This window comes from Nocardia vermiculata NBRC 100427, assembly GCF_001613265.1.
Classification (GTDB): domain Bacteria; phylum Actinomycetota; class Actinomycetes; order Mycobacteriales; family Mycobacteriaceae; genus Nocardia; species Nocardia vermiculata.
Genome location: NZ_BDCA01000054.1, coordinates 1 through 14764, shown reverse-complemented (window position 1 = coordinate 14764; position 14764 = coordinate 1). Strand labels below are relative to the sequence as shown.

Sequence of the window (14764 nt, the reverse complement as noted above, 5' to 3'; positions counted from 1 at the left end):
CGCGCAGCGCGCCGACTGGCTGTGGAACCTCGTGGGCGACGACCGCCCCGGCCCCGGTGCGGATCCCGCCGGTGACGACGGTTCGGGTGGATCGCCTGCGAAGCCCGGCGGGGATCGTCCCGGCGGCGCGGCACCGAAGGCGGCGGGCGAACCCGCGACGGACAGCACCGACGGTGGTGCCCCCGCGCGGCGAGATGACGGCGTCGACGGCAGCGAACCGCGCCCGACCGGACACGATGCCGACAACTCCGCGACACCACCGGAATCGGCCCCGCCGAAACAACCCCCGGACTCCGCAGCGCCCGACCGAGTCGACCAGGGGCCGCCCGAACGCGAGAGCTGGCATCAGGTGGGCCCGCAGCGCGAGCATCGGCCCGTCACGCGCGCGCTGCGACACGCGCTGCGCGACCTCGCCGATGCGGGCGCCGATCGGGTGCGGGCCTGGACGCGGATGACCGCGCGGGCCGATGAGCTCGGACTGCGGCCGGACCGGATGCGCCGCGAGCTGCTGCGTGAGTCGATCGCGCGGCTCGCGGACGGCGACGATGTCGCGCCGGCCGTCCGCGACGAACTCCGCGATCTGATCACCGATCTCGACAACGACCGGTCCCGGTGGGAACTGGACCGCCGCGCCGAACGTCTGGGAGTGCCGCGGCCGTCGGATCACCAGCTCGCCGATGCGATCCGGGATCGGCTGGCCCCACCGGCGCAGCGGCGCGCCGAGCTGTCGATCGAACTGGGGGAGCGGCGCACCGTCGGTCCGCGGCGGCTCGCACAGCTGGCCCGCGAATTCGGCGTCGACCCGCACGGCCTTACCCGGGCGGACCTGCAGCACGCGGTGCGTGAGGCGGTGAACAGCCGCTCCGAGACGATTCCCGAACGGCAGCGGCGCGCGGCCGTGCAATTGGTGGATCGCTATCGGGTGGCGGCCGCGAACGAGTCGGCTCGCCGGGCCGCCGCCCAGCATGCGGCCGAACGTGAATTGATGCAGGTGCGAGCGGGATTCGACGATCGTGGCCCGCGCATCTCCGGAGTGTCCTATCGGCGCATCCGCCTGGATGTTCCCGGTCGGCTGCGCGCCGAAGGGGCAGGTGATGCGCGGGGCTGCTGGGTCGGGGTCGGTGTGCACGGCGACCCGGAGATCCGGATGCCCGCCCGGGAACGCGAACGGCAGGCGGCCGCCGGCTTCGATGCGGTCTACTTCGGGGTCGAGCTGGACCGGCACGGCCGGGTCTGGGTGAGTGAACATCACCCCGATCACACGGAACCACCTGCGCCGCAGCCGGAACCACGACGCCCGGGTGACTGGCGCAGCGGTGCGGAGTACGAGTACCGACCGAGCAGCCGTGCCGTGCGCCGGCAATTACGCGAACTCGGCGCGGAACTGGGGCGACGCAACGACCAGGTGGAAGCGAATGTGGCCAAGATCGTCCGGATCGCCGAACATCTCGGAATCGACCAGGCCTGGCGGTTGCGTACCGACGAACTCTCCGCTGCGGTGCGGGAGCTGATCACACAGCATCGTGCCCGCGCCGACGCACTGTGGAATCGTGCCGAGATTCCGCGAACCGGCCTGAAGGACTTCTTCGAGGCACGGCGCTCCGAGGAGGCTGCCGCCGAGGAAGCCGAATCGCTCGGCACAGCATTACTGGGCCTGCTGCGGGTACACGAGCAGACCCTCGTGGTGCCGCGCGACCGGATCGCTGCCGATGCGGCGGTGCTCGCCGCCCGAGATGTGCAGGCCGGCCAGGGCGGCCGGGCGCTGGATGCCGAGGGACGGGCGGTGGATCCCGAACGCGCAGTGGCCCGGATGGTTCCGGGGCGCGAGGGCGGGCCCGACCGGCTGGTCGTGGTAGCGCCGGGCGCCGATCCGGACCGGATTCTCGACCCGGCGGTCCGCCGCGCCCTGCTCGGTGCCGATGGCGAGTTCGTTTTCCGACAGGTCCGGGTCGACGTCGAGGGCCGGGTTCGGATTCTCGACATGCGCTGGCCACCAACGGGTTCCGATCACGTAGCGGTGCCGCGGCCGGAGCTCGAAGGCTCGGGACCCTCCCGGCCCGACACTGCTGTCACACCGGTCCGCGATCCGCGGGAACCGGTCGGTGATCCGCAGGCAGCGTTGGATGCCCGCGTCCGGGAGCGGGCTCAGGTGGCGGCCGATCTGGAGTTCTGGCGTACCAAGGTCGATCATCGCGCCGAACCGTTCGGTGATCCGGACCTGTCCCGCAGCCACTGGTCGCAGACGTTGCGGCAATTGCGCGGGGACAACACCCGCTACGTGCGTGACAGCAGCGGTATGGACGCCCCGGACCTGTCCCGGCGGGAGCGACTGCTACCTGGCCAGGAGCGGGAGCAGACCGAACTGGTCGACAAGCTGGCCGCCGCGCTGGAGCGCTACTTCCAGCTCGAGGATCGGCTCGACACGATCGACCGCGAGGTGCACGCACTGGAGCAGCAGGGTGCCCGGCACGACGCCTCGCTCGCCGAGGAGGTCCGCGACGAACTGGGCCGGATCGCGGACGGGCACCGCGCCGCGGTCCAGCGCGCGAAACCGTTGTGGCGCACTGTCGGCGAGCTCTCCAGGATGCTGAACGATCCCGCCCAGCGAACACCGGAGCAGCTGCGCCGCCTCGCCGACGCTCAGGACGCGGCGCGGCGCGCCGAGCACCGGATCGATCGTTTCAACGACGAGCGGGTGGCACTGGTCGGCGCGTGGCCCGATGCTGTCACCGAACACGTGCGTGCAGAGACCGGGGAGGCTGCGCCCGTGTTGCATCGGCTGAGCGAGAACGTGTGGGTCGACCGCGGCGGGCCCGGCGCGGACGGGGCACCCGCCCGGCCTGCCCGCATCATCGTGGTGGCCGGTCGGTCCGGATTCGACCATCCCGATGTGCCGGTGCATCCCGAGCACCCGGACGGACTTCGCCGGCCCGGTGACGACCGCTTCGACGCACCCCTGCTCGATGCGTTCGCCCTGCATCACGAACTCGCGGAACTGCTGCGGGACCCCGATGTGGTCATCGACCGGCTGATGGTGACCGGCGAACTCGCCGCCGGAGCACACGACGGTGCCGGCACGATCGTGCCGCGGGCGCAGGCTCTGGCGCCGGTACGGCTCGAGCGGATGGAGCTGCCCCCGCACCGGGGCGGCAGGCTGCCCTTCGCCGGCGACACCATGGTGCGCTGGCACGGTGCGGACGGTCGCCTGCACGATCCCCGGGAGGGGCAGGCGCGTGGTCTGCGCGCGTATCAGCCGGAACTGCCGTCCGGTACCGCCCTGGACAAACATTGGCAACGGGAGGTCGACGGCTGGCGGCTGCCGCCCAAGGGGTGGGCCGCATTCGGCGGCACGGACAACTCGCATATCCCGTATCGGCAGCGCGAGGAGAAGATGCCGGACGGTTTCAGCGGCACCATGGGCGCCGAACCGTTCCAGAACATGGTGGAGCCGTTGGTGCTGCGGCTGCTCACCGATCATTGGCCTGAACTCAGCTACGAGCAGATCTTGACGCTGAGCGAAGCCGGCCGGGCCGAACTGTGGTGGCATCAGGGGCCGGGCCCGAAGCCGGAACCTCCGCCGGGCTGGGACGAGCACGCCCACGAGGCTATGCCGCTCGACGGTGCTCTCTACACCATCGGCAAACGATGGGTGCAGCTCTACGACATGGCGCGCAAACACCCCTGGGTGCTGGGGCCGCTGCAACGCCGCCCCGAAATCGGGGAGTGGGTGCGCGCCCACACCACGCGGCTGCCGGACGGGCCCTTCGATCCCGATCATCCGGTGCTCCGCAAGATTCCGATCGTGCGATCGTTCCGCGGGTGGAAGGGGTGGAGCCCCGGCCCGCGAACCGATCTGCAGCCGCCGCACCGCCCGTGGTCGGCAACCGATCACGTACCGCCGCGGGAGCGGGTGGAGTGGTCCACGCCGCGGCAGGATCGCGAGATCGCACGCTGGGCCGCGGTGCAGCGCTGGGCCGACCGGGTGATAGGCCGATTCGCCGACGACGCCGGCGATACCGATGTGAGCCGGATCGTCGACCAGCTGAATGCGGTCCGCGATCCGCTGCTGGATCCATCCGCACCGGGCGGGACCCGGGCCGAGGCGCTGAATCTGGCGCGGCATCCGGACGGCACCGTACTCACCCGTGAACAGCTGATCGAACGCCTCCGATCGGTCAAGAACCATCTGATGCGCAACGAGATGTGGGTGCGCGATCACGCCGATCCGACCGGACGCCTGATCCACAAGCCCTACGACCGGCTGCCCCATGTGGCCGACGCCTGGCTGCGGCTCACCGGCGTGGGCGACGGCGACGGCCGCCGGACGCCGCACCACGAGGATCTGCTGCTGCTCGATGACGCCTACACCGAGGCGAAATACCTCGCCGACCACCACGACGCCACCTGGTACGACGCCGACCTCGAAGCAGCCCGGCACGGCTACGACTGGGACAGCAACCGGCGGCGCCTGAGCGGGCACCTCGTGATCCGCGACGGGCACCCGATCCATCCGGACGAACTGCCACCCGGAGACCCCGAACGCGACGGCGATCGGACACTGCGTATGTCTCGCCTGATCTACGCCGTCGACGCCCCGGTGCTCGATACCTCGTGGCTGCCGCCCCGCGCCCGCTGGGCGGCCGAGATCTTGGCGGAAACAGGTGTACGCCAACGCTTCCCAGGACTGTCCGCCGATCCGGTGGATGCGCTGAAACAGCTCGCAGCGCGTGACACCGTGCTCCGGCGTGCCCTGACCGTGCCGTGGGCCCGCGATCCGCTGCTCGAGTCGGCGGTGCGCGCGGGCCGGGTGGAACTACTCGCCGACGCCACGGGAGCCGAGGAACGCGTGGGCTGGGCCCGCCGCCTGGGCGAGCCCGATGCTGCCGTGCGATCGGAGGAATTGCCCGAAACCATTGCACGCCTCCGTGACGAAATCACGGATCAGCTCCGTGACCGGCAGGCTCGCACCGAACGTCCCGCATCGGCACCGCACCGCATCGGCCCACGTCCTGGCGGCGAGAACATGCTGTCCTTCCCTGCCCGGCCGTCCCACGGCAGTGATCCGGACGAAGGTGCTTCAGGGGAGCCGGAGCCCTCCGAGCACCCGAGCGAGTCCGGCGCCTCCGGAGCCGCGAAACAGCCCCCGGACGGCGGGGACCCCGACCGCGGGGCCGGTGCCGCACCGGGCGCTCGCCCGCCGCGCAAGACCTACATCACGCCGGTCCCACACGTCCCGCACGATCCGGAATTCGATTGGCCGGACTACGAACCGAAGCCGATCGACATCCCACCCACCCCGATCCCACCTGTACCACCGCAGCGCCCGACCGAAAACCCACCCCACCAGCCACCCCCTTCCCCGCAGCCACGGCCGGAACGGCCTGGCGGTGCCGAGCCTGGTGGCGGTGCCGATGACGGACCGTGCGCCCCGGGCGAAGAGATAGGGGCGGAAAACGATTCGTGCGGGGGTACCGATCCTGGTGGGGGAGATGGTCGTGGCGTCGGGCCGGGGTGTCCGGTGGCGGGATTGCCGGAGGCGCCTGGCACGGGTGCGGGCGGGCAGTCGAGCGTGCCGGTTCCGCCCTGGCTTTCGGGCTCGGATCCGGGGTGGCCCCGTGCCAACGAAGCATGTGTGCCGCCGCAGGTTCCGGTGCCCGGTGCCGGTGGAGTTCCGGACGGTAGTGGCCGGCCTGGGCCCGGACAGTTCCCGGAGGAGGGTCACACGTTCGTGCCGGGTACGCCTGCGGCGCCCATGCCACCGGCGGTGTCGAACGTTCCGCCGGAGCGGGGTTCGAACCCAACCCCGCAGCTCGGGCCTCCGCTGAACGGCGTCCCACCTTTCGTGCCTCCGATGTCGAACGTGCCGCCGGAACGGGCGACGAACTCGGTACCGCAGCAGGCGCTTCCACTGAGCGGCTTCCCGTCTTTCGCCCCTCCGGTACCGAACGGTGGCGGACGCAGCGCGAGCACCGGCACATCGCGTCCGGTTCGGCCGAACGGATCCGCTACGGCACCTCCGCCGATTCTGGTGCAGGAGTTCGGCGGAACGCGCTGTGCCGAAATTGATCCGTTGACCGGTGCCCTGTCCGAGATCCACGCCCTCACGCGCCCACCCAGCGGAGTATTCGGCGAGCTGGACGGTGCCGAGATCGTGTTCTTTCGTTCCGGTGCACAGCTGTTCGTACGTATCGACGGACAGCTGATCGACGCGGACGACCTGGCGATCGTGACGCATTGGCACCGAGTACGCCGCCGCAGTGCGGAATTCGCGGTCACCCGGGCCGGAATCGAGGTCTGCCGCGTGCGTTACCGCCGGCCGGCACCGGAACACGATCTCGGTCTATGGGTCAGCGACATCCTCGACAACCCGGCTCGTCGCGCCCGGATCTTCATCGGGAGCGGAGTGACACCGTGAAAAATGCAGTACCGCAACGAATCAGCGAATATCGTTGCGACGAGAATATCGGTAACCGGCCTGTTCACCCGACGGTGGACCTGAACGAGGAGACCTCGCGACGTGACCAGCCTCGACGACCGTAAACCAGGTCTCCCGGACAGCTCGGAGACGGAGACGGATACCGCCACTACGGCATCCGAGCCGTCCCAGGATTCGCCGCCGCCTGCCGCTCCAGCAGGATCCGAACCCCGCCCCGACGAACCGGATGTGGGTTTCACCCTCGGCGGCGACCGACCCGAACTCGAACTCGAACCCGAACAGGCACCGGCGGATCCGGAAGTGCGTGCCCGGGAACTGGCGCACGGAATCGCCCGGGAACTGGCGGTGACGGCGCCCGAAGGGTGGTACGAGTTGACGGCGGTCTTCGCCGTGACCGTGGTGGTCGGTGGCGGTGAGGTGATCTTCACCGACGACCAGGACCGGATGCTGCGCGCCGAGCCGTCGGAGGCGGTGCTGGAGTTGGTGCGGGAACACCGGCATCTGTCCGCCGCTTTCGCGGACGGTCCCTGGTGGCGCCTGCTGGTGCGGCTCGATCGGGAAGGACATCTGCACGTCGATTACGACTACGGCGACGAACCGTTCCCCGACGACCAGATGTTGTCCCCCGACGCGTATCTGGCCGATCTGCAGGCATATCCCAGGGATCGGGTGCCGGTGTGGCTGGGCGCCTACGTTGCGCACGGTGGTCGGCAATCCCGCCCACCTGCGGAGGCAGCCCGGCAGGCTCGCACCGATCGCACCGCGGGTGTGGTCCCGGCGCTGTCGAACACCGATTTTCCCGATCTGGCGACCCTGTGGAGCAGATGGGGCGTGATGTCGGCCGCGTTTGTCGCGGCCGGATCACGGTGGGGACCACGAGTGTTGCCGTCACTGGGGTGGTTCGAGGGCTCCCGGCGTGGCGGCTGCACCCTGTATCTGCTGCCCGGCGGTCGTGCCGTGCTTTCCGGTGGGGTGTGGGAGGCCCCGGCTCTCGATGCCGCCTACAACGGCGCCGGCGAGTTGCCGCAGCTGTATCGCGGTGCCCCGGAGTGGGTCTCGAACTCGGTACTGAACCCGCGTTTCGGTGACGGGTTGCTGTCGTTCTGTTACTGGTGGCAGGACGGCCAGTGGTATCGCGGCGAATCTCCCGCGTCCGACGAGCTCAGCGATGCCCTGCCCGGTATCTGGACCGCGGCGACGGTTTCTCAGGTGATCTGCGGCCTGATCGACGGGGAGGCCGACGAGGTGCGGACCGCGGTCGACACCCTGGTGGCCGCGGCGGAAGCGAATGTGGTGACTCGGGAGACCCTGGTCGGGGTCTTCGGTGACGACGACAGCTTCGATGTCGATGCCGCCTACAACCAGCTGAGCATGGCGGGTGCGGTGTTCACCGAGCCCGCACCGCTGCCCGAGCCCGAAGCGCTCGCTCGGGTGCGTGGATACCTTTCCGAACGCGAGGCCGAGTTCGGGGGATATCCGCCGGACCGGCTGCACGCGGACCGGATCTCGGTGGGCTGGATGGTGTACATGCCTACCGAAGCCGACGAGGTCGCCATCGGCCGCACCGTGTTCTACGTAGCCGATGACGGTGTGCTGGAACAGTCTTCCTCGTCGATCGCCCCCTCGCTCTACCTGGCCGGATTCGAGCAGCGGTTCCGGGAACGACGCGGTGCCCTACGGGCGGGATGACATTCGCCGCGGGCGTTTCACCCCGCATTCAACCACTGTTGGTGCGGGCGTCGCTCCCCGGTCGCGCCCATCTCGAAAAATGGCGTGGGCCTTGTCTGTTCATCGCGGTACCTCCGGCTGCGATGCGCAGGCGAGCCCCGCTGTTGCCGTATTCGAGGAGCACGACCGATGGCCCCCGATCCCAGCCGGCCCACCGTTGCCACCGGCAATCCGTTTCCGGCGCTGAGTGAGTACACGAAGACCCACACCTCCGGTAAGGATGCGTTGAAGTTCGAGCCGGAAGCGGCGTTGGGTGTGGCGGCTGCCGCGGAGAGCACGATTGCGGCCCTGAAGACGCTGCAGCTCTATACCGAGGACCTCACGGTCGGCGCACCGGTCTCCAATCTCGCCTCGGGTGCCGCACTGGGCAACAAGTTCGGTACCGAGGCCACCGACCTGCACACGGTCTTCGAGGACCACAAGAAGATCCTCGGCCAGATGATCGACACCTTCATCCAGGCCGGCAAAGCCTACGGCAAGGTGGAGGGCTTCAACTCCGAACTGCTGGACAACGTGAGCAGTAAGCCGGACTACATGTGGGAAGCCGACGGCCTGGATCCGATCGGGGATCCGCCGAGAGTGCCGCCCCCCGCGAAAACCGATGACAAGACCCCGGTCGACGCGATGGGTAACGAAGCGGGTCTGCACTCGTTCCAGCCGACGACGATCAGCCCGGAAGCGCCGGACTACATGAGCTGGTTCGATCTCTATCAGGTCGGCAACCACATCCGATACAACAAGGTGGCGGAGAACCTCGCCGACCACGCCGGCACCTGGTGGTGGATGTCCACCGAGGTGAACAAGGTGTACTCGGATCTGCTGAACACCATCGACTCCGTGACGGCCGACAAGTGGAGCGGTCCGGGCAAGGAGACCGCGGTCGCAGCGGTCCAGGCCTACGGCAAGAGCATTCCGGCCCTGTCGAAGTCGATCGAGGGTACCGGTGACCTGCTGCTCTACAGCTCCGGCTGGCTGAACGAGACCCAGTACTGCATGCCGCCGAACAACGAGGCCGACGAGGAAACCAAGCAGTCGTGGCTCCAGTACACCCGGGAGATGTTCCGCAAAACCTATGTGTACGGGATGAATCAGTCCGCGGCGCATGTTCCGGTGATCCCCGCGGCCGCGTCGGCATTCGGCGCACTCCCGGCGAATCCGTTCGATCCCACCGGAACGACGCCGCCCGGGGAGGAGAAGCCGAACGGGAACGACGACCCCGGCGGGAAACATCCCGGAGGGTCGAATCCGGGTGGCACCGATCCGGGTGGCACCAACCCGGGCGGTACCCATCCCGGGGGGAGTGCCCCGGGTGGCTCGTCTCCGGGCGCGGGCGCACTGTCCGATCAGCAGAACAAGGCCGTCCAGGACCACGCGGTGCGACAGCAGCGGGCGGCGTTGGCTGAGCAGCAGCACCAGGCCGCGGCATACGCGAAGCAGCAGCAGAGCGATCAACGCGAGCAACAGCAGTACCAGCAGCAGCAACAACGGCAGCAGCAGGATTATCAACAACAGCAGCAGGTGGCTGCGCAGCAGCAACAGGAGCAGCAGCAGGTCCTCTCGGCGGTGCAACAGCTGATGTCGGCCGCGCAACAGGGGGCGCAGCAGTTGATGCAGGCGTGTCAGCAGATCGGGCAGACCCTGACTCAGCAACAGCAGCAGGATGTGTTGTCCAAGGCCGGACTGGGCGACATCCCCGGATTGGGGGAGGGTAAGGATCCGCTGTCGGCCCTGATGGGCGCCGGTGGTGGTGCGGGCGGCGGTGGCCTGCCGGGCGGGAACAGCGCCGGCGTGCCCGCGCCCGCGCTCAACCGCGATCTGGCTCAGGCGTCCAAGCTGTTTCCGCGGGCGAGTGCGCTCGGGGCGGCGTCCGGCCCGGGGCTAGTCGACTCGCCCGCCGGCCGGGCCGGTGCGGCCCCGATGGCCGGCACGCCCGGATCGCCCGGAGCGGCGGGCGCGGGTGCGCAGAATCAGCAGGGACGCGAGCACAAGCGGCCCGCCTATCTGGACTCGGTCGAATACCTCGAGGATGCGCTCGGCGAGGCGCCCGTGGTCGTCAAGCCGGTGGTCGAGAAATGAACCGCGAATGGAGCTTCACCGATCTCGAATTCGTGGTCCTGTGGCGGCATCTCGGTGGCGAGGGTCCGCCGGCGCCGTTCGTCTACACCACCGATATCCCCCTCGAGGACGACTTTCAGCGCGAATGTGTCCGCCTGCGGGACCGCCTGCTGGCCGAGCCCGACCAGGCACTGTTCGACGCCGTACGTGATTGCCTGCAGCCCGATATCGCGGTTCTGGTGTGGGCCTTCGACGGTCGTGATCCACAACGGAGTGCGGGCGCGCTCCGGTTGCTGGCCGCTCGACGGGAGGGGCGCGGGTATCTGCTGACGCAACGACCGGGGCGAACTCTGTTACACGCCGGCGGATTCACGATGGTGCAGTGTGATCCATTGCGGCTGGCCGACCTGATCGCCGAGGCACTACCTGTTGCCGAGCCTGGTCGTACGAGTCATCTGATCCTTCCGCCGGACCCGTCGACGCGGGCCGGATCCGTCGAATCCCGTTATGTCGCGGCCGGTGCCGCATCCGGTGCGCCACAACTGTGGGACAGCTACGACGAGCCCGCGGAGGCCGCCGGCGGCCGCTTCCTCGAGCTCGTTCCCGAGCGGGTGGGTGTCATCGAGGTCGTGCAGGGGGTTTCGCGGTTCGGCCCCCGCGGGCGCACCGTGCGGCGCCTGAACTGGCGCGATCTGACCGACGACGGTCGCTATGTGATTCGTGACGGAACGCCACGCACGGCAGTCGGTGTCGATCGTCAGGGCCTGATCGATGCCGTCAACGCCGAAATCATCACCGTTGTCCGCGCGATCAAGGACGAGCGCGTCTGACGCCGTGGCGAACAGTGCTGTAACCGACCAATCCCGAGGAGCACGATGTCCACCGCGACAACACGATCCGGATCGATCACGGTGGAGACCACCGAACAGGGCCTGCCGCTGCGGATTGCGATCGAACCCGCCGAATTACGCCGCCCGCCCGCCGAACTGGCCGCCGAGCTGCTGCGTTTGTGTTCCCGTGCGGCCGACCGAGCGGGACTGGCGCGCCGGCGGGAACTGGCCGAAGCCGGGCTCAGCAGCGATCTGCTCGCGCTGACCGGCTTGCCCACCGCGGCGCAGGTGGAACGACGGGAACTGGTCGAGGAACAGGACTACGAGACGGAACCGCAGAGTTGGCTGCGGTCGGTGTAGCGGTGGCCGGAGGAGACGGCAGCCACCATGGTAGCGAGGCCGATGTGAGCGCGAATATGCCTGAGATGGCCGGTATTTCGGTCATGGACGAGTTGGTTGCCCGCTCGGAGCGTCAGCTGGAGCGCATGCGTGAACTGGGTGACCGGATGGCGGGGATCCGGGTGCGGGAGAGCTCCGGCGACGGTGCGGTGACCGCGGAGGTCGACGGGAACGGCGCACTTCTCGATCTGGTCCTCGCGCCTGCGGTGAACCGATTGACCCCGGCGGAATTCGAGCAGGTGGTGGTCGACACCGCACACCGGGCGGCTGCCCGTGCCTTCGCCCGGCGTGGTGCGCTGATCACCGCGTTCAACCAGGACAACGGTGTGGAGCCGACCCGGGAAAACGAGTAGTGCCGCAGGGCCGCGATTCGCGAGATTCACTGTCGCGTAACGCGTTCTTAAGCTGCGCGCGAGCCGCTGCACGCCGCGGACTGTTGCAATGACTCGGGTAGATGTTCGATCAGCCGTTTCGCGGTTGTGAATCGGTATACCGGGCAGGGGTTGTCACATGGGCGAGTTGGTAGCAGTACCGGAGGCGATTCGCCGCTACGGCGATGCGACCGCGGCGATGGCCACCGAGACGTTGTCCGCGGGCACCGTGAATCAGGCGGTGGCGATCGCTGCGGCGGTACCGATCTTCGGTCTGATCGGTCAGGACTTTCTCGCGACATATGCGGTGGCACAGGCCAATCACCTGAGCTCGGTGGTGGAACTGGCGACGGTGCACGCCGCGACCGCGGTGACCGCACACGAAAGTGCCGCAACCTATTCCGCCACCGATCAGGACAATGCCGATCTGCTCAACGGAATCGGTCACGCCTGATGAACGCGGCCTTGGACGCCTCGATCGTCGATCTGTTGCGCCGCAGTGCCATGGGATCGATCGTGGATCGGCCGGTGAACGACGTCCTGCGGGAGATGGGCCTGCCGGCCCTGCCGCAGCTGCCACCGGCACCGCCATTGCCGGAACTGCCACCGCTGCCGGTGCTGGACCTGCAGGCGCTGACCAAGCCGATCACAGATCTGGCCAGTAGCTTCGGGACCGGCAACCTCGGCGCGGGCCCGGGCCCGGACCCCACCCAGGTGCTGTCCCAGGTGTCGACGGTGCTGCAGACCGTGGTGCAACTGGGTTCCACGGCCATGCAGCTGGCGACGCCGCTGTGGCAGGGGGCCGGTGCGCTGTCGGCGGCGAGCAAGTCCGCCCAGGCCGCCGCCGACGGAACCGCAGTGGCCGGTCAGGGAGCGCAGATGTCTGTGGGTACCGCGGCTGCCGCGGGCACGGTATTCACCGGAAATACGCTGATGACGGGGATCACCTCCCAATATCTGACCTCCATGGCGGCGGCCGCGCCGTTCATCGTGACGCCACCGGGGCAGGTGTTCATGGTGGCGATGTCGGCGCAGACGCTGGCCGAAGCGCTCGGCGTGGTCACCAAGACGCGAGTCGAGCTGGGCGCGCACAGCGCGAAGATGTCGCAGACCGGTCACAAGGTGAAGGTCACCGGTGTGCCGCACGGTGTGTCGAAGCTGGCGACGAGCCACACCGTGGTGCCCGAGAGCGCGGTGCAGTCGGTCTCCGGCAGCACCGCGTCGCTCGGAGCATCGAGGTCCGGACTGTCGCTCGCCACCACGGCGTCCGGTGGCGGCTCCGGTAGCAATGCCGTGCAATACATTTCGCAGGCCCTGCAGATGGTGCAATCGTTGTCGGCCGTCGGGGGAGCGGGAGCCCAGGCCGCGGCCGGCCGCGCGGGTCACGTCGCGAAACCGATGACGGCGACTCCGGCGCCGGGGAGCGCCACGCCCGCATCCGGCGGCAGTGCTCCCGGTGCGTCCGCGTCGGGGGTTTCGGCTGCCGGTGCCCCGGAGGTGGCCGCACCGCTGCAGGCCGCGCGCACCCCGTCGATCATGACCGAGGCCGTGGCTACCGCCGGCGCCGAGACCGCGGTGGCCTCCTCGGGCACCGCGGGCCCGGGAATGGTTCCGATGACCCCGGCGGCCGGCGCCGCGGGTATGGCACGCGCCGCATCCGATTCCGGCAGTACCTCGGATGCGGTACGTGGACAGCTCGTCACCGCCGCACACGGCAACGACGTCGTGGGCGATATCGCCGGAGTGTCGTTGCCCGTCGTCGGCGCCGCGGATGCGATCACCACGGCACCCGACACCACCGAGCCGCCGGACAAGGCCCTCACTCTCTAGGAGTTCGCGATGGAATTCGACCCTGTAGTCGCGGCACGGACCGCTGCCGATCTCGACGCGCTCGCCGACCGGATGGAGGCGGGCCTGCGTGCCGATACTCCGGCGCTGTCGGTCGCAGCCCCCGGAACCGACGAGGTGTCCCGGCGCGCGGCGGCGACGATGACCGAGGTCGGCACGTCCTTCGATGCGTCGAGTGCCCTGGGAGTGCGGGAGCTGCGCAAGCTGGCGGCGACCCTGCGGGCACAGGGACGCGGGCTGACCCGGATGGATGCCGACAACGCCGCCGACCTCGCTACGTCGGTCTGATCGGACGCGCAGCCATGATCGAACCGCCGGGGGACGGATTCACCGGGGTGGTCTGGGAGGCCAGACCGACCGAGCGGCTGGCCCGAGAGCTGACCGTCGGCCCCGGATCGATACCCATGGCCGAGGCCGCCGCCGCGTGGGGACGGATCGCCGCGCATTTCGCGGCCGCCGTACTGGACTACGACCGCATCGTCGCAGAGATCCGGGGGCACTGGCGTTCCGAACGCAGTGACGAGGTGGTGGAACGCGTGGCCCGGATGCGGGATTGGCTTTCGGATGCCGCCACCGCGGCCGGCCGCAATGCCGTGCACGCGGGCGAGCAGGCCGCCGCGTACGAGGTGGCGCGCCTGGCGATGCCGCACGTCACCGAGATCGCCGCCCTCGAGCAGGCACTGCGGACGGTGCAGACCGCGGGTGCTGCCCTGGGTGCCCCGCTGCTGGGCACGGCCGCCGACATCAGCGCCGATCAGGATGTGGCGAAATCCGGTGCGGCCCGGGTGATGCGTACCTACGAGGCGGCTACCGAACCGCTGGCCGTGCCCTGGCAGCAGGCCGAACCACCGGTGCTGGCCACCGGCGACGCACTCGCCGGAGAACAGGCGGCGCCGGCCATCGCGGCGTCGGCCGGGCTACCCGGTGTCTCCGGTGTCCCCGCCGCGACCGGACCGGCCGTGGTGACGGTGCCGCATGCGCTCACCGGCACCCGGCTACGAACCGTGGCCGGGGCGACACAGTACTCGGAAGTCACCACCGCGCCCGCCGCAGCCGCCCGGAGCGTGGCGACCGGACAGCTGATGCCCGCCGCGGCG

General features: G+C 69.5%; 10 protein-coding genes. All 10 read left to right on the top strand.

From position 1 onward, the window contains the following. Positions 1-31 precede the first annotated feature (31 nt). On the top strand, positions 32-6415 hold the full coding sequence (locus NV2_RS30120; protein WP_067882239.1) for a hypothetical protein: 6384 nt from the start codon (positions 32-34) through the stop codon (positions 6413-6415). A gap of 102 nt (positions 6416-6517) precedes the next feature. Next, positions 6518-8125, top strand: coding sequence for a hypothetical protein (locus NV2_RS30115; protein ID WP_245662839.1), 1608 nt, complete (start codon positions 6518-6520; stop codon positions 8123-8125). 168 nt (positions 8126-8293) lie between these two features. Then, positions 8294-10240, top strand: coding sequence for a hypothetical protein (locus NV2_RS31630; protein ID WP_067882236.1), 1947 nt, complete (start codon positions 8294-8296; stop codon positions 10238-10240). Further along, on the top strand, positions 10237-11049 hold the full coding sequence (locus NV2_RS30105) for an ESX secretion-associated protein EspG (RefSeq protein ID WP_067882232.1): 813 nt from the start codon (positions 10237-10239) through the stop codon (positions 11047-11049). Before NV2_RS31630 ends, NV2_RS30105 begins: the two co-directional genes overlap by 4 nt. Positions 11050-11094: 45 nt before the next feature. Continuing rightward, positions 11095-11409: a hypothetical protein gene (locus NV2_RS30100; protein WP_067882229.1), complete on the top strand. Its 315-nt coding sequence runs from the start codon at positions 11095-11097 to the stop codon at positions 11407-11409. Between the two features lie 65 nt (positions 11410-11474). After that, the gene (locus NV2_RS30095; RefSeq protein ID WP_067882226.1) at positions 11475-11801 is read left to right on the top strand and encodes a YbaB/EbfC family nucleoid-associated protein; all 327 of its coding nucleotides are present in this window, start codon (positions 11475-11477) and stop codon (positions 11799-11801) included. Positions 11802-11958: 157 nt separating this feature from the next. After that, complete coding sequence (locus tag NV2_RS30090; protein ID WP_067882223.1) at positions 11959-12273, top strand: type VII secretion target; 315 nt, start codon at positions 11959-11961, stop codon at positions 12271-12273. Beyond that, on the top strand, positions 12273-13649 hold the full coding sequence (locus NV2_RS30085) for a hypothetical protein (RefSeq protein ID WP_067882220.1): 1377 nt from the start codon (positions 12273-12275) through the stop codon (positions 13647-13649). Before NV2_RS30090 ends, NV2_RS30085 begins: the two co-directional genes overlap by 1 nt. A 9-nt stretch (positions 13650-13658) precedes the next feature. Beyond that, positions 13659-13955 (top strand): PE family protein, encoded by a 297-nt coding sequence (locus tag NV2_RS30080; protein WP_067882217.1) that lies wholly within the window; start codon positions 13659-13661, stop codon positions 13953-13955. Between the two features lie 14 nt (positions 13956-13969). After that, positions 13970-14764, top strand: a 795-nt coding sequence (locus NV2_RS30075) for a PPE domain-containing protein (protein ID WP_067882214.1), incomplete at its 3' end; no start/stop codon positions are given.